Below are 23,723 nucleotides of genomic sequence, written 5' to 3'. Positions count from 1 at the left end.
CAATCTCATGATCCCCTCTACGCTCAAGGACAAGACGGCACGCCCGTCCCAAAAAAAGCGTTATCAGACTGTTGCGCAATTGGCTCCTGACCACCTAACTTATACAGACGGTGAGATTCAGGTAACACCGATCAGCACAGTGTGGTGTAGATCGCAACGATGATCTGCTACCCGAGGAGGGCGGTCGTAAAGGCGACCGGGAGGAAGGGAACAGCTCGTGTCAGGAACACGACCGGCGGCACGCCGAACCAACATTGCAGCGGCGCAGGGGGTGCTGCGCAGTGTTGATGCTGAAGAACGAATTGCCTGGGTGTCCCAAGCATTATGCCGGACCACTGACCCCGATGAACTCTTCGTTCGGGGTGCCGCCCAGCGTAAGGCCGCGGTGATTTGCCGGCACTGCCCGGTGATGCAGGAATGCGGAGCCGACGCGCTGGACAACAAGGTCGAGTTCGGCGTCTGGGGCGGTATGACCGAGCGGCAACGCCGCGCACTGCTCAAGCAGCACCCCGAGGTCGTTTCGTGGTCCGATTTCTTCGACAAGCGCCGCAACCGCGGCGTCAGCTGACGCTTTGAGAGCGGGTGCGCCGCACTGTCGCGGCGCACTGTTAGGCCGAAACTTATTATTACAGAACTGTTACAGGGCGCGTTGGATTTAGCGCATGTGCAATAGGAACTCTAACTCGAAGTAGCTTGTGCGAGATCGCAATTCGCCGATTTTGCTGATTCTGTGTGAAACCGCCACCAGTCGCCCGAATTTTTGGCAACCGCTCAGCGCCCTGTTGAACAAGCTTCGTCGCCCCTGCTGAGCAGCCAGGATCGCCCCCGAGGGGGCGTTCTTTTTTTGACGCGTGTTCAGCGGTCGGCGGCGCGGGCCGCATCGTCGCCGACCGAAGTGATCTGATCGGCCAGCGCACGCAGGGCTTCCAGGTCCGATACGTCGAACGGCAACGACGGGACGCCCACCACCGGCACGTGCGGGTTGGCCCCGGTGAATCGTGACAGCAGCCGGATCTCGCGCTTGGCGGTCTGGCCCCGCTCGGCATGAATCTTCAGCACGACCGTGGCCAACGATGAGGCATCGGAGTCCGCGTCAGACTTCAGCGACTCGATGCCGTCGATCGCCCGCTCGACCGGCAGTGCGCACAACAGGGGATGAGTGCGGTTCAAAATCAGTCCCGCCAGCGGCATGCTCTCTTGCGACAGCCGGTCGACGAAGAAGGAAGCCTCGCGCAGCGCATCGGGTTCGGCCGCCGACACCACGACGAACTGGGTGCCGCGCCTTTTCAACAGCGAATACGTGCGGTCCGCCTTTTCGCGGAAGCCGCCGAAGGTGGCGTCCAGCGACTGCACGAACGCCGCCGCGTCGCCCAGCATCTGCGATCCCAGCACCGTCGAGAGCGCCTTCATCGCCAAACCCATTGCGCCGGTGACCAATTTGCCGATGCCCCGCCCCGGCGCGAGCAGCAACCGCCACAGTCGGCTATCCATGAAGCTGCCCAGGCGTTTGGGTGCGTCCAAGAAGTCCAGCGCATTGCGCGACGGCGGAGTATCCACCACCACCAGGTCCCAGCGGTCCTCGCTCAGCAACTGGCCGAGTTTCTCCATTGCCATGTACTCCTGCGTACCGGCCAGGGACGTGGCGACCGTCTGATAGAACTGGTTGTCCAAGATCGCTTGTGCGCGAGCGGCTCCGGAGTACTGGATCACCATTTCGTCGAACGTGCGGCGCATGTCGAGCATCATCGCGTGCAGCTCGCCGGAGACCTCCGGTGCCAGCGGTACCCGCTGCGGCGTATTGCCGAGGTCGTTGACTCCCAGCGCCTGTGCGAGCCGTTTGGCCGGATCGATCGTCAAAACGCATACGGTACGGCCATATTCGGCCGCGCGCAGGGCCATAGCGGCCGCAGTGGTTGTCTTGCCCACGCCGCCGGCGCCGCAACACACCACCACGCGGTTGGCCCGGTCGGCCAGAATTGCCGCCATGTCCAGGGTTTTCGGTGTGACGCTCATCGAACTCCCTGCTGTGCAAGCGATTCCGACAGCTCGTACAGGCTGCCGAGGTCGACACCGTCGGAGATCGCGGGCAACTCCAGCCGCGGCACCTGCAGCGCGTCGAGCTGTTGCGCGGTCTCGGCCCGCGCGGTGATCCGGGTCGCGTGCTGAATGGTCTCGGTCAACAACCCGGCAAAGTCGTTGTCGCCCAGCTCGATTCCGGCTGTCTTCAAACCGGCGCGCACCGCGTCGGCGTCGACGTCGCCCTCCGCGGCCTTGGCCAGGTCACGGGGCTCGAGGTACGCTGGAATGTTGCGGTTCACGATCACGCTGCCGATCGGCAGCTGCATCTCGGCAAGCTCCTCGATGGCTTCCATCGTCTCCTGCACCGGCAGCGCTTCGAGCAGCGTGACCAAGTGGATAGCGGTCTGATCGGAGTGCAGCAGCTTGACCACGCCCTCGCTTTGCGAGTGCACCGGCCCGCCCTTGGCCAGATCCGACACCGCTTTGGTGACGTCCAGGAAGCGGGCGATGCGCCCGGTCGGTGGTGCGTCGACGACGATCGCGTCGTACACGGGCAGCTTGTTCTTGTCCTTGCGGACTACGGTTTCCTTGATCTTGCCGGTGAGCAGCACGTCACGCAGGCCCGGCGCGATCGTCGTCGCGAACTCGATCGCACCGATACGTCGCATCGCCCGTCCCGCGATGCCGAGGTTGTAGAACATGTCGAGGTATTCCAGAAACGCGGCCTCGATGTCGATCGCCAGGGCGTTGACCTGGCCGCCGCGCTCGGCGGTGGCGATCTTGAGCTCTTGGTAGGGCAGTGGCGGAACGTCGAAGAGTTGTGCAATCCCTTGGCGACCCTCCACTTCCACCAGCAGCACTTTGCGTCCGCCCGCCGCCAGCGTCAGTGCCAGCGCGGCCGCGATCGTCGATTTGCCCGTCCCGCCTTTGCCGGTGACGAAGTGCAAGCGGGCCTTCGACAGTCGTGCCGGCCAGCCGACGGCAGCGCTGCCGCTAGAAGTGGTTGCCACCATCGCATGCTAGCCCGAGCCGTTCGAGGCCCCCGCAAATCGGGTAGCTACCGCCGATCGCGGTCCACCGGGCTGACCCATGCGGTTCACGCCCGACCGATAAGCTCGCGTCATGAGCCAACCGACCCCATGGGAATACGCCACGGTCCCGTTGTTGACGCACGCCACCAAGCAGATCCTCGATCAATGGGGCGCCGACGGCTGGGAGCTGGTGGCCGTGCTGCCCGGGCCCACCGGCGAACAACACGTCGCCTACCTGAAGCGCCCTAAATAAGAGGACTCACCACAGATGAACGCTTCGGCCCGGCTCGAGCAGCTCGGCATCGCGCTTCCGGAGTTGGTTGCGCCGCTGGCCGCTTACGTTCCGGCGGTGCGCACCGGCAATCTGGTCTACACCTCGGGCCAGTTGCCGATGGTGGAGGGAAGGCTGGCCGGCACCGGCAAGGTGGCCGCCGAAGTGAACCCCGAGGACGCCAAGGTGCTGGCGCGGCTGTGCGCGCTCAACGCGCTGGCGGCGGTGAACTCGTTGGTGGGTATCGACGCGGTGACCCGGGTGGTCAAGGTCGTCGGGTTCGTCGCCTCGGCTCCCGGTTTCAACGGTCAGCCCGGCGTCGTCAACGGGGCCTCCGAACTGCTCGGTGAGGTGTTCGGCGACCAAGGCGCGCATGCACGTTCGGCGGTGGGCGTATCCGAGCTGCCGCTGGATGCGCCGGTCGAAGTCGAGTTGATCGTGGAGGTCGGTTAACGGCCGTGACCGAGACAGTTGAGCCGCTGACTCATCCCGCATACGGAAGTTTGCGGGCGGTCACCGCCACTGCTTCGGTCCTGCTGGCCGACAACCCCGGCCTGCTGACGCTGGAGGGCACCAACACCTGGGTGTTGCGCGGTCCACGCAGCGACGAGCTGGTCATCGTGGATCCCGGGCCCGATGACAACGAGCACATCGCCCGGATCGCCTCGCTGGGCCGCATCGCGTTGGTGCTGATCAGTCACCGGCACGGTGACCACACCGATGGAATCGACAAGTTGGTCGAGCTCACCGGCGCGACCGTGCGCTCGGCGGGCAGCGGATTCCTGCGCGGCCTGGGCGGTGAGCTGGTCGACGGCGAGGTCATCGATGCCGCCGGCCTGAAGATCAAAGTGATGGCGACACCGGGGCACACCGCCGATTCGCTGTCATTCCTGCTCGACGACGCGGTATTGACCGCGGACAGCGTGCTCGGCCGCGGCACCACCGTCATCGACAACGAAGACGGCAGCCTGGCCGATTACCTGGAGTCATTGCGGCGGCTGCGCGGTCTGGGCCGTCGCACCGTGTTGCCCGGGCACGGGCCCGACCTGGCCGACCTGGAACACGTCACCACGGGCTATCTGACGCACCGCCACGAGCGGCTCGAGCAGGTGCGCTCCGCGCTGTGGGACCTCGGCGGCGACGCCACCGCCCGCGAGATCGTCGAACACGTCTATGTCGACGTCGACGAAAAGCTGTGGGACGCCGCCGAATGGTCCGTGCAGGCGCAGTTGGACTATCTCAAGCGAGAGTGAACCAGCGCCGAGATCGGCGCCCGCGCCGAGCCTGAAGTTCCGCAGGACAAGTGCGAGTACAGGCCTGCAAAATTACAGGCTCGGCGAGAACTAGCGCGCTTACCTCGCTCGGCGGGCCAGTCGCTCGGAGTCCGAGATCAGCACGCTCTTGCCCTCCAAACGGATCCAGCCGCGGTGGGCGAAGTCGGCGAGCGCCTTGTTGACCGTTTCCCGGGACGCGCCCACCAGCTGGGCGATTTCCTCTTGGGTCAGGTCGTGGGTGACCCGCATCGCGCCACCCTCCTGGGTGCCGAAACGCTGGGCGAGCTGCAGCAGCTGCTTGGCCACCCGGCCGGGCACGTCGGTGAAGATGAGGTCGGCCAGGTTGTTGTTGGTGCGGCGCAGCCGTCGGGCCAGCACCCGCAGCAGCTGTTCGGCGATTTCGGGCCGATCCGCGATCCACGCCCGCAGCGCGTCGCGGTCCATCGACACCGCGCGCACCTCGGTGATCGTCGTGGCGCTCGACGTGCGGGGTCCCGGGTCGAAGATCGACAACTCGCCGAACATGTCCGACGGGCCCATGATCGTCAGCAGATTCTCCCGGCCATCGGGTGATCGGCGACCGATCTTGACCTTCCCCGAGACGATGATGTACAGCCGATCGCCTGGTTCCCCTTCCGCGAAAACGGTGTGTCCACGCGGGAAGTCGACGGGTTGTAATTGCTTGGTCAGTGCGGTGACTGCGCCGGGTTCAACCCCTTGGAAGATTCCTGCCCTTGCCAGGATCTCGTCCACTTTGCCTCTTCAGCTTTCCAACGAAGTGATATGGATACCTACCTAGCCCGGGTTACGAGTCTAGAGGTAGGCCAACGTGCCAACGCTACACACGATTGACGTGTCTAGTCGCCTCATATTGCGGATTTGCGCCTGAATGCGCGTGTATTCGCATCGGTAATGCGCGCTCGGGGGGATCGGTGAAGGCGGTCGCGAGCAGCGATTCCGCGCGATGCCGGCCGCCGGGCGGCGGAGACAGCGCAAGTTGCTGGGCCTGTCGTCGATGCAGGTATTCCAGCGCCTCGGGCATCCCTTCCCGGGCCAGTGTGTGCATATCCATGGCCTCGGCCTGCTCGAGGAACTCGTCGACATCGGTCGACGTAATCGACTCGCGGGCAAGCTCCTTTTCGAGCCGCCCAAGGCCGAGCGCGGCGAGCATCAGCAGCCCCGGCACGCACGCCACCAGCAACCATGACACAAGGAGAGTAAACATGGCCAAGGTCTCAGAGAGATCACGAAATCAGTACTCTGTCGTAGGTGACAGTGGCAAGGCCGTCTCGGCGCTCGAAAACGACGGCGGCCCCCCGTGATTCCAAGCCTGACTCTTCACTTGCCCGGCGCTGGTCTTCCGAAACTCGCGTGGGTTTGGTGCGGCGCGCACGCCGGATGAATCGCACACTGGCACAAGCATTTCCGGCCGCGCATTGCGAGCTGGATTTCAGGACGCCGCTGGAACTGACGGTGGCTACCATTCTTTCGGCGCAGAGCACGGACAAACGGGTGAACCTGACAACGCCGGCGTTGTTCGCGCGATATAAGTCGGCACTGGATTATGCGAAAGCCGATCGCGACGAACTGGAAAACCTCATCCGCCCCACTGGCTTCTTCCGCAACAAGGCGACCTCGTTGATCGGGCTGGGGCAAGCCTTGGTCGAGCGGTTCGACGGCGAGGTGCCCCCGACGATGGACGAGTTGGTGACACTGCCCGGGGTGGGACGCAAAACCGCCAACGTCGTCCTGGGAAACGCCTTCGGCATCCCCGGGATCACCGTGGACACTCACTTTCAGCGGCTGGTGGCCAGATGGCGCTGGACCGACGAAAAGGACCCGGTCAAGATCGAGCACGCCGTCGGCGAGCTGGTCGAACGCAAGGAATGGACCCTGCTCAGCCACCGCGTAATCTTCCACGGCCGCCGGGTGTGCCATGCCCGCAAACCGGCCTGCGGGGTCTGCGTGCTGGCCAAAGATTGCCCGTCGTTCGGCCTCGGCCCCACCGAACCGGCGCTGGCCGCGCCTCTGGTGCAGGGCCCCGAAGCCGAGCATCTGCTCTCCCTGGTCGGGCTGTAACACGGCCAGGACGTTGACTCCGAAAACTCGTTGGACCATCGCGATCTTGGCGGTGGTGGTAGCGCTGGCTGCAGCGCTGGTCGCGCAGCTGCGCGACGACTCCCCGCCCGTCGCGACCACCGCGCCCGCAATCTCGAGGCCCAATCGCGAACACCGCGACGCCGACACGCCGGAAGCCCTGGCCGGGCCCCGGGCGCGGGCGAACCTGCCGCCGTGTCCCGCCGCGGGTAACGGCCCCGGCCCCGCGGCCCTGCGCGGTGTGCTGGTCGAATGCGCGGCCGACGGATCCACCGTCGACGTCGCTCGCGCGCTGGCCGGACGCCGGGTGGTCGTCAATCTGTGGGCGTACTGGTGCGCGCCGTGCGCCGCCGAGCTGCCCGCGATGGCCGAATATCAGCGACGCGCCGGGCCCGGCGTCATGGTGGTGACCGTGCACCAGGACGAGAACGAGACCGCCGCCTTGTTGCGGCTGACCGAGCTGGGCGTTCGGCTCCCGACGTTGCAGGATGGGCGTCGGCTGATTGCTGCGGCACTCAAGGTCGCAAACGTGGTGCCCGCGACGGTGGTACTGCGCCCGGACGGTAGCGTTGCGCAGACGCTGCTGCGCGATTTCGCGAGTGCCGACGAGATCGCAGCCGCGGTCGGAAACGACGGATGACCGAGCTTGGCGGTCCGAACTCAGCTGGGCAGGTGGACCCGAGAAGGAGGCGCCGGTGAGTGCTGGGGGTGCCGCCCGCGCACAGGGGACGGTTCCCCTCACGCCCGACGCCTGTCCGTCCTGGCTGCGTCCGTTGGTCGACAACGTGGGTCAGATGCCGGAGGCCTATCGGCGCCGGTTGCCACCCGATGTGCTGGCGATGGTGACCGCGGCCAGGCAGGCATCGACGCACGACGACCGCGAGGCCGCTGTGCTGGTTCTGTTTTCGGGCCCCGAGTCCGGGCCGGAGGACGGCGGCGTGCCCGACGACGCCGACCTGTTACTCACCGTGCGGGCGTCGTCGCTGCGGCACCACGCCGGCCAGGCGGCGTTTCCCGGCGGCGCGGCCGATCCCGGCGATCGCGGGCCGGTCGCCACCGCGCTGCGAGAAGCACACGAAGAGACCGGAATCGACGTCGCCCGCCTGCATCCGCTGATCACGATGGAAAAGACGTTCATCGCTCCGTCGCAGTTCCACGTCGTGCCGGTGCTGGCCTACTCGCCGGACCCCGGACCGGTCGCCGTGGTCAACGAGGCAGAGACCGCGATCGTGTCGCGGGTTCCGGTGCGCGCGTTCATCAATCCGGAGAACCGGCTGATGGTCTACCGCGGCGACCTCGGCAATCGTTGGGCCGGTCCGGCGTTTCTGCTGAACCAAATGCTGGTTTGGGGATTCACTGGCCAGGTGATTTCCGCCGTTCTCGACGTCGCCGGCTGGGCAAAGCCCTGGGACACCGACGACGTGCGTGAACTCGACGACGCGATGGTGCTGGTCGGCCAGCAGGGCGGCGCGCGATGAACTCGATGACGCCGTCGCAGTGGCTGGATATCGCCGTTCTGGCCGTCGCTTTCATCGCGGCCATCTCGGGCTGGCGGTCGGGCGCGGTGGGTTCGCTGTTCTCGTTCGTCGGCGTGCTGCTGGGGGCCATCGCCGGCGTGCTGCTGGCACCCCACATCGTCAGTCACATCGCGGCGCCGCGAGCCAAGCTGTTCGGCGCGCTGTTCCTGATTCTCGCGCTGGTCGTCGTCGGTGAGGTCGCCGGCGTGGTGCTGGGGCGGGCGGTGCGCGGCGCAATCCACAGTCGCACAATCCGAACCGCCGACTCGGTCATCGGGGTCGGGGTACAGGTCGTCGTGGTGCTCACCGCCGCGTGGCTGCTGGCGACACCGCTGACCCAGTCGAAAGACCAACCCGAGCTGGCCGCGGCGGTCCGCGGCTCGCGGGTGCTTGCCGAGGTCAACGACATCGCACCGCCGTGGTTGAAGACTGTGCCCAAACGACTCTCGGCGTTGCTGAACACCTCGGGGCTGCCCGCGGTGCTGGAGCCGTTCAGCCGCACACCGGTGATCCCGGTCGAATCACCGGATCCCGCGCTGGCCACCAACCCGGTGGTCACGGCCGCCGCACCCAGCGTGGTGAAGGTACGCAGTCTGGCGCCCAGCTGCCAGAAAGTGTTGGAGGGCACCGGATTTGTCATCGCGCCCGATCGGGTGATGACCAACGCCCACGTGGTGGCCGGATCCAGCAGCGTCCAGATCTATGCCAGCGGAAATCCGTTGGACGCCACCGTCGTTTCCTACGACCCGTCGGTCGACATCGCCATTCTTGCCATTCCGAACTTGCCGCCGCCGCCGCTGGCCTTCAGCGACACCGAGGCCAAAACCGGCACCAACGTGGTGGTGTTGGGCTACCCCGGCGGCGGCAACTTCACCGCGACTCCGGCCAGGATTCGCGAGGCCATCAGACTCAGCGGCCCTGACATCTACCGCGACCCACAGCCGGTCACCCGCGACGTCTACACCATCAGAGCCAATGTGGAGCAAGGCAATTCGGGTGGACCTTTGATCGACCTGAGCGGTCACGTGCTCGGTGTGGTGTTCGGCGCCGCCGTCGACGACCCCGACACCGGATTCGTGTTGACCGCCGGCGAGGTGGCCGGCCAGATGACCAAGATCGGTGACACCCAACAGGTGGGCACCGGGACCTGCGTCAGCTGATCCCGCCTCAGTGCACCTGCTCGAAAAACCTCATCAGGTGTCTGTTGATTTCATCGGGCATCTCTTCGTGGCTGTAATGTCCTGCGCCGGTGACGGATACGTAGCGGCCCTGCGTCGCGTAGCGCTGGCTGTGGTCGACCGGATCGGCCAGCACGTAGGGATCGGCGTCGCCGCGCAGGTGTAGCAGCGGCACGCCCAGCTGGCGTGACATCGCCTTCATGAAGCGCCGGCCCTCACCGCGCAGCTGGCTGCGCACCGCCCAGCGCTGATATTCGAGTGCGCAGTGCGCTGCCCCGGGAATCTGGATAGCCGTGCGCAAATAACCGATGGTCTGTGAGAAGTCCTCGGAAGCAACCCATTTGGCGGAGCTACGAGCTTTGACCAGACGTTCGATCTCGGCGCCGTTGTCGCGGGTCAGTAGGCGCTCGGGCCACAGCGGCAGCTGATAGCGCAGCAGGGACGGCAGCAGCGCGGAGCCCTGATCGCGGCGCATCAACGCCGATCGCCGCAACGCCGCCGGGTGCGGGGAGCTGATCAGCGCGATGCCGCGCACCAGCCGTGAATGCAGCAGCGCGGTGGTCCAGCAGCACAGCCCGCCGTCTGCGTGGCCGACCAGCGTCGCCGACGAATGCCCAAGCGCGCGAACAAGTCCGGCCGTGTCGCCGGCCAGCGTCCAGCCGTCATAACCGCGCGGCGGCTTGTCGCTGCCGCCGTAGCCGCGCAGGTCGACCGCGACCACTCGGGCATCGGTGAGCCCGCGCAGCTGATGGCGCCAGGACCACCAAAACGAACCGAAACCGTGCAGCAGCATCACCAGCGGTCGTGCGGTCGCCGCCGCGGGGACGCCCGGGCCGGGCGGCAGCGCCTCGACGACGTGAAATCGAATGCCGTTGGCGTGCACGTCCAAATGCCGCCACGGCCCGTCGATGCGAACCACCGACGGATCTGGTACTGCCATCTACCAACCTGAGGGGTCGCTGGGATTGCCGTTCTCGGGCTTGGCGTGCTTACCGGGCTCGTCGGTGAGCTGCTTGGGCGCAGCGACGGTGGCCTTGTCGTGGCCGGGGGTGAGCGCGGTTCGCGTCTCCTTGACCGACTCGATGGTGTCCCGCGGTCCGCGGATCCGGCGCACCTTCAAATAACCCAGCAGCGCCAGCACGGCCCCCACCACGACCATGATCGCGAACACGATCAGGAAGGCCACCCATCGCCACAGCCAGCTGTCGAGCAGCTCGGCGAGGAAGAAGAAGAAAAAGAACGTGGAGTAGAACAGCACCACCAGTGCGGCGATGAAGAAGACGCTGCCGGTGAGGCCCTTCTTGATGTCGCGGACGATTTCGGCGCGGGCCAGCTCGACTTCGGCCCGAACCAGGGTGGACGCCTGAGTCGTCGCGTCTTTGATCAGGTCACCGATCGACGGTTCGCCGTGACTGGCATGCGGGTCGGCCAACGGAATCGTGGTCAGCGTGCTCGGCACACCGTTTTTGCGATCGACTTTGCTCACAGACGGTCCTCTCCGTTGAACTGCCCGGCTCGCTCGTCACCGGGCCCGTTCGCTGTCGTCGCGGTTCATGTTGCCATGCGCCGCGATGCCAGACGAGGCCAGCCGAGGGCCGCGGTGCCGGCGACCAACGGGCCCGGTCACCGCCGTTCGCACAGCAAGAGGGGCACGGGGGTGATCATCTAGACTGGCGCAGCTGTTCTCCGACATCCGGCCCGCTGATGGGAGTTATCGCATTGCAGATGGCACATCGGTGCTTTGTGGCGGTGCTGGCGGCCGCGCTGCTCATCCAGCCGGGGTTGCCTGCAAACGTCGCGGCCGCCGACGACCGTGTCCCGATGGGTGGCGGTGCGGGCATCGTCATCAACGGGGACACGATGTGCACCCTGACGACCATCGGCGGCGATGCCGCCGGTGAGCTGATCGGTTTCACGTCCGCGCACTGCGGCGGCCCGGGCGCGCAGGTCGCCGCCGAGGCCGCCGAAGGCCGGGGCACGCTGGGAACGATGGTTGCGGGCAACGACGCCCTCGACTACGCGGTGATCAAATTCGATCCCGCCAAGGTGGTGCCGGTGGCCAACTACGGCGGCTTCATCATCAACGGCATCGGCCCGGAACCGGTGTTCGGTCAGGTCGCCTGCAAGCAGGGCCGTACCACCGGCAATTCGTGCGGCGTCACCTGGGGGCCGGGCCAGGACCCGGGGACCATCGTCATGCAGGTCTGCGGCCGCCCCGGTGACTCCGGAGGGCCGGTGACCGTCGACAACCTGCTGGTCGGGATGATCCACGGCGCGTTCAGCGACAACCTGCCGACCTGCATCATCAAATACATCCCGCTGCACACCCCGGCGGTGGTGATGTCGTTCAACGCGATCCTGGCCGACATCAACGCCAAACATCGGCCCGGCGCGGGCTTCGTTCCGATACCGGCCTAAGCGATGCGCCTCACTTGGCCGCTCTGATCGCGTCGAACACACCCGGGTCGAGCAACGTCGACGTATCACCGAGCTCGCGGTTCTCGGCAACGTCGCGCAGCAACCTGCGCATGATCTTGCCGCTGCGGGTCTTCGGCAGCTCCGGCACCACATGGATCTCGCGCGGCTTCGCGATCGGCGAGATCTCGGCGGCCACCTGGGTGCGCAGCTCGTCGATGGTCGCGTCGTGGGCGTCGTAGCCTGCGCAGAGGACGACGAACGCGCAGATGGCTTGGCCGGTGGTGTCGTCGGTGACGCCGACCACCGCGGCCTCGGCGACCCCGGAGTGGCCGACGAGCGCCGACTCCACCTCCGCGGTGGAGATCCGGTGCCCGGACACGTTCATCACGTCGTCGATGCGGCCCAGCACCCAGATCGCACCGTCGGGATCGAAACGGGCGCCGTCACCGGCGAAGTAGAAGCCCTGGTCGGCGAATTTTGACCAATAGGTGTCCCGGTAGCGGTCGGGGTCACCCCAAATGCCGCGCAGCATCGACGGCCACGGCTTGTCCAGGACGAGATACCCGGTGACGTTCTTGGCGGCCTCGGGGTCGGGCTGCAGCGGATCGCCGTGATCGTCGACGATCTTGGCCGAGATCCCCGGCAGCGGCGTCATCGCCGAACCCGGTTTGGCCGCAGCGATTCCCGGCAGCGGCGAGATCATCGCCGAGCCGGTCTCGGTCTGCCACCAGGTGTCGACGACCGGGAGGGTGTCCGCGCCGAACACCTCGCGGTACCAGCGCCAGGCTTCGGGGTTGATCGGCTCGCCGACCGAGCCCAGCAGCCGCAGGCTGGACAGGTTGTGCGCGTCGGGGATCTCGCGGCCCCACTTCATGAACGTCCGGATCAGGGTGGGCGCCGTGTAATAGATTGTGACGCCGTACTTTTCGATGATCTGGAAATGCCGGTTGCGGTCCGGGCTGTCGGGCGTGCCCTCGTAGAGAACCTCGGTGATGCCGTTGGACAGCGGCCCGTAGACGCCGTACGTGTGGCCGGTGACCCAGCCGATATCGGCCGTGCACCAGAACACGTCGCTTTCCGGCTTGACGTCGAAGATGGTGTGGACCGTGTAGCAGCACTGGGTCAGGTAGCCGCCGCTGGTGTGCACGATGCCCTTGGGCTTGCCGGTGGTGCCCGAGGTGTACAGCAGGAACAACGGGTGCTCGGCGTCGAAGGGCTGCGGAATGTGTTCGGGCGACGCGGAATCGACGACGTCGTGCCACCACACGTCGCGGTCGTCGTCCCAGGACACGTCAATCCCGGTGCGCCGCACCACCAGAACCTTCTCGACGGGACTTCCGCCGTCGGGTCCGGCCGCGACGGCTTCGTCGGCGTTGTCCTTCAGCGGTGCCGGCTTACCGCGCCGGAACTGCCCGTCGGCGGTGATCAGCACCTTGGCCTCGGCGTCGGCGATGCGGGCCCGCAGCGCCTTCGAGGTGAAACCGCCGAACACCACGCTGTGCATGACGCCGAGTCGTGCACAGGCCAGCATCGCGATCACGGCTTCCGGGATCAACGGCAGGTAGATGGCGACTCGATCGCCGGCGACCAGGCCGAGGTCGGTCAGCGCGTTGGCGGCCTTGCAGACCTCGGTCTGCAGGTCGGCATAGGTCAGGTCACGGCTGTCGCCGACCGGCTCACCCTCCCAGTGAATCGCCACCCGATCGCCGAGGCCGGCCTCGACGTGGCGGTCCACGCAGTTGTAGGCGACGTTGAGCTGGCCATCGGAAAACCACTTGGCGAAGGGCGGCTGCCAGTCCAATACCTCGGTGAACGGCGTCGCCCAGGTCAGCCGGTTGGCCTGCTTGGCCCAGAACGCCAGCCGGTCTTCCTCGGCTTCGCGGTACAGGTCCTCACGGGCGTTGGCCTGCTCGGCGAACTGCGCCGGCGGCGGGTACGACGACGGGCCTTCGATGTGTGTGGCGGGCACTGGCTTCTCTCCTATGAAAAGGGCCGGGGTTCGAGCGCGTCAACCGTTGTGAGCGTAGACCCGCCAGTCGAACCTGTGGAATTCAATCCGGGGGTAAAGCGGGTTGTCATCGCGCATAATCACCGTTGTGCCGGAATCTTGCGGGGTGCGTGTTCGTTGTCTGCTCGTCAGCTTTGCCGCGGCCGCAACGAGTTACGTGATGGCCGCCGTGCTGGGACCGCCCGCGTCGGCGGTGCCGGTCGGCGATCAGGCGGCGCCGTGCCGCTCGGAGCAGGTCGCCGTGACCCCCTCCCCGACGCAAGCGGCAGTGGGTCACCGCTCGCTGACCCTGACGTTCAGCCTCGCCGGCGGCGCCGAGCCGTGCACATTGACCGGCTATCCCGCGATCGAGACGGGCGCCGGCGGGCCCGACATTCATGCCAAGCCCACGCTGCGCGGGTACATGGGCGGTTTGCCGCGGGACGTCGATGTGCCGCCGACGGTCACCCTGTCGCTGGCCGGTCAGGGGCAGGCGATCGTCGAGGGCATGGCCGTCGACGGCAAGGGCAACCCGTGCCCCAACTACACCGAGCTGCGGGTCAATCCGCCCGACACGATCATCCTGCTCACAGTGCCGGCCACCATCGACGTCTGCGAAATGCAGGTGCACCCCGTCACCGTCGTGCAGCAGTAGCCCCACCGGCGGTCCTTCCGTGGCCGACGCGGTCGCAGGCCCTAGGGTCGCTGTCATGCGTTGGATGCGGGGCTGGCCGGCTTTGGCTGCCGTCGCGGTGCTGACGGTCGCGTCGCTGGCCGGCTGCGGTGGCGGTGCGCTGAGCCCCGAACTGGTCGTGGTCAACGGCGGCGAACCGCCGAACCCGCTGATTCCGACCGGCACCAACGACAGCCTCGGCGACCGGATCCTGAGTCGGCTGTTCGCCGGCTTGGTGTCCTACGACGCCCAGGGCAAACCGTCGCTGGAGGTGGCACAGTCGATCGAGACCACCGACAACGTCAACTACCGGATCATTCTCAAACCGGGCTGGAAGTTCACCGACGGCTCGGCGGTGACGGCGCATTCGTTCGTCGACGCGTGGAATTACGGAGCCCTGAGCACCAATGCTCAACTGCAGCAGAACTTTTTCAGCCCGATCGCCGGGTTCGACGACGTGGCCGGTCCGCCGGGTGACGGCAAGCCGACCACGATGTCCGGGCTACGGGTGGTCAACGATCTCGAGTTCACGGTGCGCCTGCGGGCGCCGACCGTCGACTTCACCTTGCGTCTGGGCCACAACGCGTTCTATCCGTTGCCGGCCGTAGCCTTTCGCGACATGGCGGCGTTCGGTCGCGACCCGGTGGGCAACGGACCCTATATGCTGGCCGACAGTCCCGACGGCCCGGCCTGGGAGCACAACGTCAAGATCGACCTGAAACCCAATCCGGATTACCACGGCAACCGCAAACCCCGTAACAAGGGCCTGAGGTTCGAGTTCTACGGCAACCTGGATACCGCCTATGCCGACTTGCTGTCCGGCAATCTCGATGTCCTGGACACGATTCCGTCCAGCGCGCTGACGATCTACCGGCGCGACTTGGGCGACAACGCCGCCAGCGCACCCGTCGCGGTCAGCCAATCGCTCGACACACCGTTGCGGCTACCGCATTTCGGCGGTGAGGAGGGCCGGCTGCGACGGTTGGCCCTGTCGGCGGCCATCAACCGCCCGCAGATTTGTCAGCAGATCTTCAACGGCACCCGCAGCCCGGCCCGCGATTTCACTGCCCGCTCCCTGCCGGGGTTCGACCCGAACATCCCGGGCAACGACGCCTTGGACTTCAATCCCGAACGGGCGCGGAAACTCTGGGCGCAGGCCAACGCGATCTCGCCGTGGAGCGGGCGGTATGCCATCGCCTACAACGCCGACAGCGGCCATCAGGAGTGGGTGGACGCGGTGGCCAACAGCATCAAGAACGTGCTCGGCATCGACGCCGTCGGCGCGCCGCAGCCCACCTTCGCCGGGTTCCGCACCCAGATCACGAACCGCACCATCGACACCGCGTTCCGCGCCGGCTGGATCGGTGACTATCCGTCGACGATCGAGTTCCTCGCCCCGTTGTACGCCACCGGCGCGGGATCCAACGACGTCGGATACTCTAGCCCGCCGTTCGACGCCGGCCTGGCCGCCGCCGAGGCCGCGCCGAATCTGCAGCAGGCCGACCTGCTGGCCAACATCGCGCAGCGAATCCTGTTGCACGACATGCCCGCTGTCCCGCTCTGGTACTACATCGGCGTGATCGGGTGGTCGCCGGAGGTCAGCAATGTCAAGGTGACGTGGAACGGGCTGCCCGACTACGAGAACATCGTCAAGGCCTAAGACATGGGGTGGTACATCGCGCGCCGGATTGCCGTCATGGTGCCGGTATTCCTGGGTGCCACCTTGCTGATCTACGGCATGGTCTTCCTGTTGCCCGGCGACCCGCTGGCCGCGATCGCCGGGGACCGGCCGCTGACTCCGGCGGTGGCCGCGCAGCTGCGGGCGCGCTACCACCTCGACGATCCCTTTCTGCTGCAGTACCTGCGCTATCTGGGCGGTGTTCTGCAAGGCGACCTGGGCCGCGCCTATTCCGGCCTGCCGGTCAGTGCCGTTCTGGCACATGCCTTTCCGGTCACGCTCCGGCTGGCGCTGATCGCGCTGGTCGTGGAGGCGGTGCTGGGAATCGGGTTCGGTGTGATATCCGGGCTGCGCACCGGTGGGCTGTTCGACTCGACGGTGCTGATCACCGGATTGATCATCATCGCGATCCCGATCTTCGTGCTGGGCTTTCTGGCCCAATTCGTGTTCGGTGTCCGGCTGGGCATCGCGCCGGTCACCGTCGGCGAGCGGGCGACGTTCGCACGCCTGCTGCTACCCGGAATAGTGCTGGGCTCGGTGTCATTCGCCTACATCGTGCGGTTGACCCGATCGGCGGTGGCCGCCAACGCGCATGCCGACTATGTCCGCACCGCTACCGCCAAGGGGCTGTCGCGACCGCGGGTGGTGACCGTGCACATCCTGCGCAACTCGCTGGTCCCGGTGGTGACCTTCCTGGGCGCCGACGTGGGCGCGCTGATGGGCGGAGCCATTGTCACCGAAGGCATCTTCAACATTCACGGCGTCGGCGGCGTGCTGTATCAGGCCGTCACCCGGCAGGAGGCGCCGACCGTGGTGTCGATCGTGACGGTGCTGGTGCTGATCTATCTGATCACCAACCTGCTGGTCGACTTGCTCTATGCGGCACTGGACCCGAGGATCCGCTATGGCTGAGCACTCCGGCTTTTGGGGCGAGACCTGGCGGAAGTTGCACCGGCGCCCCAAGTTCGTCGTCGCCGCGCTGCTGATTTTGCTGATCCTTCTGGTCGCGCTGTTCCCGGCGCTGTTCACCGATGCCGACCCCAGCTACGCCGATCCCAGCCAAAGCCTGCTCGATCCCTCGGCGGCGCACTGGTTCGGCACGGATCTGCAGGGCCACGACATCTACGCGCGCACCGTCTACGGGGCGCGGGCCTCGGTGACGGTTGGGTTGGGCGCCACGCTGCTGGTGTTCGTCGTCGGCGGGGCCGTGGGCGCACTGGCCGGGTTTTACGGCGGCTGGATCGACGCGGTGGTCTCGCGCATCGCCGACGTGTTCTTCGGGCTGCCGCTGTTGCTGGCCGCAATCGTGCTGATGCAGGTGCTGCACCACCGCACGGTGTGGACGGTGATCGCCATCCTGGCGTTGTTCGGCTGGCCGCAGGTGGCCAGGATCGCCCGCGGCGCAGTGCTGGAGGTCCGGGCCAGCGACTACGTGCTGGCAGCGAAAGCCTTGGGGTTGAGCAGGTTTCAAACCCTGTTGCGGCATGCGCTGCCCAACGCCGCGGGCCCGGTGATCGCGGTGTCGACGATTGCGCTGGGCGCGTTCATCGTCACCGAGGCCACGCTGTCCTACCTCGGCGTCGGACTGCCGACTTCGGTGGTCTCGTGGGGCGGCGACATCAACCTGGCGCAGACGCGGCTGCGGGCCGGTTCGCCGATCTTGTTCTATCCGGCCGGCGCGCTGGCGATTACGGTGCTGGCGTTCATGATGATGGGTGACGCCCTGCGCGACGCCCTGGATCCGGCCTCGCGGGCGCAGCGCGCATGAGCACCGCGTTGTTGACGGTCGAGGGCTTGGAAGTCCGGTTCGGCGACCACGCCCCCGCGGTGCGCGGCGTCGACCTGAGTGTCATGCGCGGGCAGACGGTCGCCGTGGTCGGCGAATCGGGATCTGGAAAATCCACCACGGCCGCCGCGATCCTGGGGCTGCTGCCACCCGGGGGCCGAATCACGGCCGGCCGCATCACTTTTGACGGGCAGGACATCACCTCTGCTGACCGTCGTCTGCTGCGCTCGATCAGGGGCCGCCGCATCGGCTACGTGCCCCAAGACCCGATGACCAATCTCAACCCGGTCTGGAAGGTCGGCTTCCAAATTTCAGAAGCGTTGCGGGCCAACACCAATGGCCGCCACGCCCGCCGACGGGCGGTGGAGCTGCTCGCCCAGGCCGGTATGCCGAATCCGGAGAAGCAAGCGGGCAAGTACCCGCACCAGCTGTCCGGCGGCATGTGCCAGCGCGCACTGATCGCCATCGGGCTGGCGGGTCACCCGCAGCTGCTGATCGCCGACGAGCCGACGTCCGCGCTGGACGTCACGGTGCAACGGCAAGTGCTCGACCATCTGCAGCGTCTCACCGACGAGCTGGGCACCGCGCTGTTGCTGATCACCCACGATCTGGCGCTGGCCGCCGAACGAGCCGAGCGCGTGGTCGTCGTCCACCGCGGCGTGGTGGTGGAATCCGGTGCCGCGCAGTCGATCCTGCGCGACCCGCAACACGAGTACACCCGCCGGCTGGTGGCCGCGGCTCCGTCGCTGACGATCCGGAGTGCGGCACCGGCACGTCCGCCGGCAAACGCTCGGGCCGACGACATCCTCATCGCCTCGGAGCTGACCAAGGTCTATCGCGAGTCGCACGGTGCACCGTGGCGCCGGACGCAGTTCCGCGCCGTCGACGCGGTGTCCTTCGCGCTGCGCCGGGCCAGCACGCTGGCCATCGTCGGCGAATCGGGTTCGGGTAAGTCGACGGTGGCCCGGATGGCGTTGGGCTTACTCCAACCCACCTCGGGCACAGTTGTTTTCGACGGTACCGAGATCTCCGACGCGTTGGACCGCGACGCGATGATGGCCTTTCGCCGGCGCGTGCAGCCGGTGTTCCAGAACCCCTACAGCAGCCTGGATCCGATGTATTCGGTGTTCCGCGCCATCGAGGAGCCGCTGCGGATCCACCGCGTCGGCGACCGCGGCCAGCGCGAAAAAGCGGTGCGCGAGCTCGTCGACCAGGTGGCCCTCCCGTCGTCGGTGCTGGGCAGGTTGCCGCGCGAGCTCTCCGGCGGCCAGCGCCAACGCGTCGCGATCGCGCGAGCGTTGGCACTGCGGCCCGAGGTGCTGGTGTGCGACGAGGCGGTGTCGGCGCTCGACGTGCTGGTGCAGGCACAGATACTGGACCTGCTGGCCGCGCTGCAGGCCGAACTCGGCCTGGCCTATCTGTTCATCAGCCACGACCTGGCGGTGATCCGGCAGATCGCCGACGACGTGCTGGTGATGCGCGCCGGGCGGATCGTGGAGCATGCCGCCACCGAAGAGCTGTTCAGCAGGCCCGGCCACGACTACACCCGCCAATTGCTGGAGGCCATTCCCGGGGCGTCCATGCCGCCCCGATAGGTTGGCAACCTGTGACGGCCGACCCGCTGGCTCCGCTGATCGAGCTCCCCGGCGTTGCCGAGGCCAGTGACCGGGCCCGCGACGCGTTGGGCCGCGCGCACCGGCATCGGGCCAATCTGCGCGGCTGGCCGGTGACAGCGGCCGAGGCCGCGTTGCGGGCGGCGCGCGCTTCCTCGGTGCTCGACGGCGGCCCGGTGCGGTTCGAGGACTTGGCGGACAGCTCGGGGGTGAGCGATCCGGTGTTCGGCGGAGCGCTGCGGGTAGCTCAGGCGCTGGAGGGCGGCGGCGGGACGCTGATCGGCGTGTGGCAGCGCTCGCCGTTGCAGGCGTTGGCCCGGCTGCACATGCTCGCCGCGGCCGACCAGGTCGACGACGAACAGTTGGGCCGGCCGCGAGCCGACCCCGAGATCGGGCCGCGCCTCGAGCTACTCGTCGAGTTGGTGACCGGTCGCACGCAGGTACCGGCACCCGTGGTCGCCGCCGTCGCGCACGGAGAACTGCTGACGCTCAAGCCCTTTGGCAGCGCAGACGGCGTGGTCGCGCGCGCGGTGTCGCGCCTGGTGACGATTGCCAGCGGGCTGGATCCGCACGGACTCGGTGTGCCCGAAGTGAGCTGGATGCGCAAACCCGGTGACTATCGCGCTGCCGCAAGCGGATTCGCCGAAGGCACACCGGCCGGCGTCGGGGCGTGGTTGGTGCTGTGCTGCCGGGCGCTGCAGGCCGGTGCGCAGGAGGCGTTGTCGATCGCCGAGTCGTTGCCCGGAAAAGGTTGAGCCACCCCCGAGAGATGGGTCCAGACATGTAGAGCGGGCGGCGTTCCGAGATATCTCGGTCCGCCGCCCGCTAGCACGGAACTCGGTTACCAAGCGTGCATTTTTTGGGATGCGTGGGTGGCCTCGGCGATCTTGCGACGCTTCAAATCACAACCCCACCCAAAGGGCTGTTCATACTTTCTGCTTTTCGCAATTACGCAGGCCCGCAACACTACTGCCATTATCGCGGCTATGACTCCGCGTGGGTGCCGAGTACCGTGCTGGGCGCCCGGGTTGGGAGAACGAACCTTCTCTTCCGGATCGACCTAGGCCTTACCGGGCTTCCGTGGTTCCTTTGTACTACTGGAGCCTTAGCACAGCAAGGCCCAATTCGGCAAACGTTGCGAATTCACAGGAATCTGGCCGCGCGGCGGGTTTGCTGACAGGCGCGCCTAGAGCGCGAAGCGGCGCAGCAGCGAGTAGGTCACGGCACCGGCGGCCAGCGCGGTGATACTCACCGCGGCCGTGGTGGCGATCGCGGCCCCCGACGGCGCCGGAATCCGGTCTCGCAGCGAGACCGGTCGCGAGAAACTCAGCACGGGCCAACCGCGTTCGGTCGCTTCCTTGCGCAAACCGCGGTCGGGGTTGACCACGCTGGGATGCCCGACCGACTCGAGCATCGGCAGGTCGGTGATCGAGTCCGAGTAGGCGTAGCAGTGTTCCAGCGGATAGCCCTCGCGGGCGGCCAGCTCGCGGATCGCCTGGACCTTGCCCTCGCCGTAGCAATAGAAGGCGACGTCGCCGGTGTACTTGCCATCCTCGACGACCATGCGGGTCGCCATGGCATGCGTGGCACCCAGCGCCCGGGCGATCGGCGCGACGATTTCCTCGCCGGAGGCGGACACCACCACGACGTCTCGGCCGCACAACTTGTGCGCCGCGATCAGATCCGCGGCCTCGGCGAACACCAGCGGAGTCACGATGTCGTGCAGGGTTTCGTCGATGATCGACTTGACCTGAGCGACATCCCAACCGGTGCACATGTTGGTCATGTGGGTGCGCAGTCGGTCCATCTGGTCATGATCGGCACCAGAGAGCAGAAAAATGAATTGGGCGTAGCTGGACTTCAGTACGGCCCGCCGGTTGAGCAGACCCTGGTTGAAGAACGGTTTGCTGAAAGCCAGGGTGCTGGACTTGGCGATGATCGTCTTATCCAGGTCGAAAAAGGCCGCGGTTTTGGCGTGCGGAGTGCCCGGCGAGGGGGCCTGCGCCAAGGTTTGCTGATGCGCTTCCGGGTCGGAGACGGTCACCGACTCAGCATAGGTCGGTCGGCCGGCGTGTCCGGGGGAGTGCCGGCAAATTCCGTACTCGACAGTTGTAACGGACGAGGCCAACGGTGTTTTTGCGGCTCAAAGTTGCTTTCCGCTAAAAACAGCTACTTGCGTCAATCCGCACTGTCGTGTGTATAGTAAGCATTACTCGGCCTGAGCCGAGGGTGTATCAGCCCGACCCCCCGGGGCTGATGCACGACGACCTCCGCCTCCTCCCCCCCTGGCGGGGGTCGTCCCTTTTCTGGGGTAATTTTCTCGACAATCCGGCCGTCTTGTACACCCTTCGGCGGTTGCGGGCACAGTGTTATCCGTCGGGCGGGCCAGCGCCGAACCGCGAACTTTGTGCACACTCTCGTATCTCTCCACAAATCCAAGTTTGGGACTGGTGTGCCATCCTGAGCTGCCCGCACGGTGGTGGGGTGACGATCGCTACCGGCTCCGAAGCGAGGCATTCCGCGGGTGTACTGGCGGTGTTGACCGACCCGATCTTGCGCGACGAGCTGGATCGGGTGGCCGCCGCGGTCGGCGTTCGAGTGGTGCATGCCGGCGAGTCGGCGGTGGGTCGCAAAACGTGGTCTGCGGCCGCGGCGGTGGTGCTCGATGCCGCGGGTGCGGACCGTTGCGGGCGCGCTGCTCTGCCGCGCCGCGTCCACGTCACCGTGCTGTGCGCCGCCGAACCCGCGCCGCCCACCTGGGCGGCCGCCATTGCGGTCGGAGCTCAGCACGTGCTGAGCCTGCCCGAGCAGGAACACGAGTTGATCCGCGAGCTCGCGGAATCCGCTGAATCGATCCGGGACGATGGGTTGCGTGGCGGCGCCGTCGCGGTGATCGGCGGTTGCGGCGGGGCCGGGGCGTCGTTGTTCGCGGCCGCAGTGGCGCGGGCCGCGAATCACGCACTGCTGCTTGATCTTGATCCCTGGGGCGGCGGCGTGGATTTGTTGCTCGGCGGGGAGACCACACCCGGGTTGCGCTGGCCCGACTTGGCGTTGCAGGGCGGCCGGCTCAACTGGCCGGCGGTGCGCGAAGCGCTGCCGCGCCTGCACGGCGTCAGCGTGCTGTCGGGTACGCGGCGCGGCTACGAGCTGGACGCCGGGCCGGTAGACGCGGTCATCGATGCGGGCCGCCGCGGGGGAGTCACGGTGGTGTGCGATCTGCCCCGGCGTCTGACCGAGGCAACCCAGGCAGGGCTGGTTGCCGCCGACCTCGTCGTCGTCATCAGCCCATGCGACGTGCGGTCCTGTGCGGCGACGGCGGCGATGACGCCGGTACTGGCCACGATCAACCCCAACCTCGGTTTGGTGGTCCGGGGTCCGTCGCCGGGCGGATTGCGCGCGACGGAAGTCGCCGACATCACCAGCCTGCCGCTGCTGGCGTCGATGAAAGCTCAGCCGCAGCTGGCCGAGCAGCTCGAACACGGCGGCTTGCGGCTCGGGCGACGATCGGCGCTGACGGCGGCGGCTCGACGGGTCCTGGCGATATTGCCGCGCGGACCGAAGGCCAGGGCGGCGTGAGCGGATCGCTTATCGAGCGGGTGCGCGAGCGCCTGGCGGCGGAATCGATTCCGCCGGGATCTTCGTTACGGCCCAATGTGGTGGCCGCCGCCATTCGGGCCGAATCCGGTGGGATGCTCGGCGACACCGAGGTCCTGGCCAACCTCCGGGTGTTACAGACCGAGCTGACCGGCGCCGGAATTCTCGAGCCGTTGCTGTGCGCGGACGGCACCACCGACGTGCTGGTCACCGCGCCGGACGCGGTGTGGGTCGACGATGGAAACGGATTGCGACGCAGCCACATCCGTTTTGCCGACGAAGCGGCGGTGCGACGGCTGGCCCAGCGGCTGGCGTTGGCGGCCGGCCGCCGTCTGGATGACGCGCAGCCCTGGGTCGACGGCCAGTTGTCCGGTATCGGCGTCGGCGGGTTCGCGGTCCGGTTGCACGCGGTGTTGCCGCCGGTGGCTGCCGGCGGCACCTGCTTGTCACTGCGGGTGTTGCGCCCGGCCACGCAGGATCTGGCCGCCCTGACCGCGGCGGGCGCGATCGAGCCGGCGGCGGCCGCGTTGGTCGCCGACATCATCGCGGCCCGGATGGCCTTCCTGGTGTGCGGCGGCACCGGCGCC

25 protein-coding genes are annotated in these 23,723 nt (G+C 67.1%); 17 read left to right on the top strand and 8 right to left on the bottom strand.

From position 1 onward, the window contains the following. The first annotated feature begins 217 nt into the window (after positions 1 to 217). Positions 218 to 568, top strand: coding sequence for a WhiB family transcriptional regulator (locus BN973_RS00120; RefSeq protein ID WP_025736346.1), 351 nt, complete (start codon positions 218 to 220; stop codon positions 566 to 568). 287 nt (positions 569 to 855) lie between these two features. On the opposite strand, the gene BN973_RS00115 is transcribed toward BN973_RS00120, so the two are convergent. Then, the gene (locus BN973_RS00115) at positions 856 to 2,013 is read right to left on the bottom strand and encodes an ArsA family ATPase (protein WP_036465145.1); all 1,158 of its coding nucleotides are present in this window, start codon (positions 2,011 to 2,013) and stop codon (positions 856 to 858) included. Further along, positions 2,010 to 3,032, bottom strand: coding sequence for an ArsA-related P-loop ATPase (locus BN973_RS00110; protein ID WP_036465144.1), 1,023 nt, complete (start codon positions 3,030 to 3,032; stop codon positions 2,010 to 2,012). Before BN973_RS00110 ends, BN973_RS00115 begins: the two co-directional genes overlap by 4 nt. Positions 3,033 to 3,141: 109 nt before the next feature. On the opposite strand from BN973_RS00110, the gene BN973_RS30885 reads away from it, so the two are divergent. From BN973_RS30885 to BN973_RS00100, 3 genes are read left to right on the top strand one after another with little or no spacing between them, the layout of a single operon-like run. Then, positions 3,142 to 3,303 carry a DUF4177 domain-containing protein gene (locus BN973_RS30885; protein WP_090607515.1) on the top strand — a complete coding sequence of 54 codons (162 nt, stop codon included), beginning with the start codon at positions 3,142 to 3,144 and terminating at the stop codon, positions 3,301 to 3,303. A 15-nt stretch (positions 3,304 to 3,318) separates the two neighbouring features. Then, on the top strand, positions 3,319 to 3,774 hold the full coding sequence (locus BN973_RS00105; RefSeq protein ID WP_036465143.1) for a RidA family protein: 456 nt from the start codon (positions 3,319 to 3,321) through the stop codon (positions 3,772 to 3,774). A 5-nt stretch (positions 3,775 to 3,779) separates the two neighbouring features. Next, positions 3,780 to 4,574 carry an MBL fold metallo-hydrolase gene (locus tag BN973_RS00100; RefSeq protein ID WP_036465142.1) on the top strand — a complete coding sequence of 265 codons (795 nt, stop codon included), beginning with the start codon at positions 3,780 to 3,782 and terminating at the stop codon, positions 4,572 to 4,574. Between the two features lie 99 nt (positions 4,575 to 4,673). Here BN973_RS00100 and crp read toward each other — a convergent pair whose 3' ends face one another. Both crp and BN973_RS00090 read right to left on the bottom strand, forming a co-directional pair. Further along, a complete protein-coding gene (crp, locus tag BN973_RS00095; RefSeq protein WP_036465140.1) occupies positions 4,674 to 5,348 on the bottom strand; it encodes a cAMP-activated global transcriptional regulator CRP in 675 nt (224 codons plus the stop codon). A gap of 85 nt (positions 5,349 to 5,433) precedes the next feature. Further along, positions 5,434 to 5,820, bottom strand: coding sequence for a hypothetical protein (locus BN973_RS00090; RefSeq protein WP_036465139.1), 387 nt, complete (start codon positions 5,818 to 5,820; stop codon positions 5,434 to 5,436). Between the two features lie 173 nt (positions 5,821 to 5,993). On the opposite strand from BN973_RS00090, the gene nth reads away from it, so the two are divergent. From nth to marP, 4 genes are read left to right on the top strand one after another with little or no spacing between them, the layout of a single operon-like run. Continuing rightward, the gene (nth, locus tag BN973_RS00085; RefSeq protein WP_036465138.1) at positions 5,994 to 6,674 is read left to right on the top strand and encodes an endonuclease III; all 681 of its coding nucleotides are present in this window, start codon (positions 5,994 to 5,996) and stop codon (positions 6,672 to 6,674) included. Between the two features lie 13 nt (positions 6,675 to 6,687). Then, positions 6,688 to 7,332, top strand: coding sequence for a TlpA family protein disulfide reductase (locus BN973_RS00080; protein WP_036465137.1), 645 nt, complete (start codon positions 6,688 to 6,690; stop codon positions 7,330 to 7,332). A 55-nt stretch (positions 7,333 to 7,387) separates the two neighbouring features. After that, complete coding sequence (locus BN973_RS00075; protein ID WP_036465136.1) at positions 7,388 to 8,170, top strand: NUDIX hydrolase; 783 nt, start codon at positions 7,388 to 7,390, stop codon at positions 8,168 to 8,170. Positions 8,171 to 8,175: 5 nt separating this feature from the next. After that, positions 8,176 to 9,369, top strand: coding sequence for an acid resistance serine protease MarP (gene marP / locus BN973_RS00070; protein ID WP_139830098.1), 1,194 nt, complete (start codon positions 8,176 to 8,178; stop codon positions 9,367 to 9,369). A gap of 7 nt (positions 9,370 to 9,376) precedes the next feature. Here marP and BN973_RS00065 read toward each other — a convergent pair whose 3' ends face one another. Both BN973_RS00065 and BN973_RS00060 read right to left on the bottom strand, forming a co-directional pair. Further along, on the bottom strand, positions 9,377 to 10,327 hold the full coding sequence (locus BN973_RS00065; RefSeq protein WP_036465132.1) for an alpha/beta fold hydrolase: 951 nt from the start codon (positions 10,325 to 10,327) through the stop codon (positions 9,377 to 9,379). Beyond that, on the bottom strand, positions 10,328 to 10,873 hold the full coding sequence (locus tag BN973_RS00060; protein WP_036465131.1) for a phage holin family protein: 546 nt from the start codon (positions 10,871 to 10,873) through the stop codon (positions 10,328 to 10,330). It lies immediately after the preceding gene. A 233-nt stretch (positions 10,874 to 11,106) separates the two neighbouring features. On the opposite strand from BN973_RS00060, the gene BN973_RS00055 reads away from it, so the two are divergent. Next, a complete protein-coding gene (locus BN973_RS00055; protein ID WP_036471863.1) occupies positions 11,107 to 11,805 on the top strand; it encodes a S1 family peptidase in 699 nt (232 codons plus the stop codon). Between the two features lie 10 nt (positions 11,806 to 11,815). Here the strand turns inward: BN973_RS00055 and acs are convergent, their stop codons facing one another. Further along, complete coding sequence (acs, locus tag BN973_RS00050) at positions 11,816 to 13,774, bottom strand: acetate--CoA ligase (protein ID WP_036465129.1); 1,959 nt, start codon at positions 13,772 to 13,774, stop codon at positions 11,816 to 11,818. A gap of 199 nt (positions 13,775 to 13,973) precedes the next feature. On the opposite strand from acs, the gene BN973_RS00045 reads away from it, so the two are divergent. Genes BN973_RS00045 through BN973_RS00020 form a run of 6 tightly spaced genes read left to right on the top strand, consistent with a single transcriptional unit; the run spans position 13,974 to position 20,297 of the window. Beyond that, positions 13,974 to 14,447: a DUF4232 domain-containing protein gene (locus BN973_RS00045; RefSeq protein ID WP_084163239.1), complete on the top strand. Its 474-nt coding sequence runs from the start codon at positions 13,974 to 13,976 to the stop codon at positions 14,445 to 14,447. Positions 14,448 to 14,502: 55 nt separating this feature from the next. Next, the gene (locus BN973_RS00040) at positions 14,503 to 16,125 is read left to right on the top strand and encodes a peptide ABC transporter substrate-binding protein (RefSeq protein ID WP_051641040.1); all 1,623 of its coding nucleotides are present in this window, start codon (positions 14,503 to 14,505) and stop codon (positions 16,123 to 16,125) included. 3 nt (positions 16,126 to 16,128) lie between these two features. Further along, on the top strand, positions 16,129 to 17,055 hold the full coding sequence (locus BN973_RS00035; protein WP_036465126.1) for an ABC transporter permease: 927 nt from the start codon (positions 16,129 to 16,131) through the stop codon (positions 17,053 to 17,055). Beyond that, complete coding sequence (locus BN973_RS00030; protein ID WP_036465125.1) at positions 17,048 to 17,911, top strand: ABC transporter permease; 864 nt, start codon at positions 17,048 to 17,050, stop codon at positions 17,909 to 17,911. Before BN973_RS00035 ends, BN973_RS00030 begins: the two co-directional genes overlap by 8 nt. After that, positions 17,908 to 19,524, top strand: coding sequence for a dipeptide ABC transporter ATP-binding protein (locus BN973_RS00025; RefSeq protein WP_036465124.1), 1,617 nt, complete (start codon positions 17,908 to 17,910; stop codon positions 19,522 to 19,524). The genes BN973_RS00030 and BN973_RS00025 overlap by 4 nt, the downstream gene beginning before the upstream one ends. A gap of 11 nt (positions 19,525 to 19,535) precedes the next feature. Then, complete coding sequence (locus tag BN973_RS00020; RefSeq protein WP_036465123.1) at positions 19,536 to 20,297, top strand: hypothetical protein; 762 nt, start codon at positions 19,536 to 19,538, stop codon at positions 20,295 to 20,297. Between the two features lie 431 nt (positions 20,298 to 20,728). Here the strand turns inward: BN973_RS00020 and BN973_RS00015 are convergent, their stop codons facing one another. After that, complete coding sequence (locus BN973_RS00015; RefSeq protein WP_036465122.1) at positions 20,729 to 21,586, bottom strand: HAD-IB family hydrolase; 858 nt, start codon at positions 21,584 to 21,586, stop codon at positions 20,729 to 20,731. A 491-nt stretch (positions 21,587 to 22,077) separates the two neighbouring features. Here BN973_RS00015 and ssd point away from each other — a divergent pair, with 491 nt between their 5' ends. Together ssd and BN973_RS00005 are read left to right on the top strand one after the other, a co-directional pair. Further along, positions 22,078 to 23,118, top strand: a complete 1,041-nt coding sequence (ssd, locus tag BN973_RS00010) for a septum site-determining protein Ssd (RefSeq protein ID WP_036471861.1) — start codon at positions 22,078 to 22,080, stop codon at positions 23,116 to 23,118. Then, positions 23,115 to 23,723, top strand: a 609-nt coding sequence (locus BN973_RS00005; protein ID WP_036465121.1) for an ATPase, T2SS/T4P/T4SS family, incomplete at its 3' end; no start/stop codon positions are given. The genes ssd and BN973_RS00005, both read left to right, overlap by 4 nt.

It is taken from the genome of Mycobacterium triplex, from assembly GCF_000689255.1.
Taxonomy (GTDB): Bacteria; Actinomycetota; Actinomycetes; order Mycobacteriales; family Mycobacteriaceae; genus Mycobacterium; species Mycobacterium triplex.
This window is presented reverse-complemented; position numbering and strand designations above follow the sequence as displayed.

What these genes read in the sequence shown, in the direction of transcription:
- BN973_RS00115 (WP_036465145.1), bottom strand. Translation starts at nt 2,013, where the DNA reads ATGAGCGTCACACCGAAAACCCTGGACATGGCGGCAATTCTGGCCGAC.
- BN973_RS00110 (WP_036465144.1), bottom strand. Translation starts at nt 3,032, where the DNA reads ATGGTGGCAACCACTTCTAGCGGCAGCGCTGCCGTCGGCTGGCCGGCA.
- BN973_RS30885 (WP_090607515.1), top strand. Translation starts at nt 3,142, where the DNA reads ATGAGCCAACCGACCCCATGGGAATACGCCACGGTCCCGTTGTTGACG.
- BN973_RS00105 (WP_036465143.1), top strand. Translation starts at nt 3,319, where the DNA reads ATGAACGCTTCGGCCCGGCTCGAGCAGCTCGGCATCGCGCTTCCGGAG.
- BN973_RS00090 (WP_036465139.1), bottom strand. Translation starts at nt 5,820, where the DNA reads ATGTTTACTCTCCTTGTGTCATGGTTGCTGGTGGCGTGCGTGCCGGGG.
- nth (WP_036465138.1), top strand. Translation starts at nt 5,994, where the DNA reads ATGAATCGCACACTGGCACAAGCATTTCCGGCCGCGCATTGCGAGCTG.
- marP (WP_139830098.1), top strand. Translation starts at nt 8,176, where the DNA reads ATGACGCCGTCGCAGTGGCTGGATATCGCCGTTCTGGCCGTCGCTTTC.
- BN973_RS00065 (WP_036465132.1), bottom strand. Translation starts at nt 10,327, where the DNA reads ATGGCAGTACCAGATCCGTCGGTGGTTCGCATCGACGGGCCGTGGCGG.
- BN973_RS00045 (WP_084163239.1), top strand. Translation starts at nt 13,974, where the DNA reads ATGGCCGCCGTGCTGGGACCGCCCGCGTCGGCGGTGCCGGTCGGCGAT.
- BN973_RS00040 (WP_051641040.1), top strand. Translation starts at nt 14,503, where the DNA reads ATGCGTTGGATGCGGGGCTGGCCGGCTTTGGCTGCCGTCGCGGTGCTG.
- BN973_RS00035 (WP_036465126.1), top strand. Translation starts at nt 16,129, where the DNA reads ATGGGGTGGTACATCGCGCGCCGGATTGCCGTCATGGTGCCGGTATTC.
- BN973_RS00030 (WP_036465125.1), top strand. Translation starts at nt 17,048, where the DNA reads ATGGCTGAGCACTCCGGCTTTTGGGGCGAGACCTGGCGGAAGTTGCAC.
- BN973_RS00025 (WP_036465124.1), top strand. Translation starts at nt 17,908, where the DNA reads ATGAGCACCGCGTTGTTGACGGTCGAGGGCTTGGAAGTCCGGTTCGGC.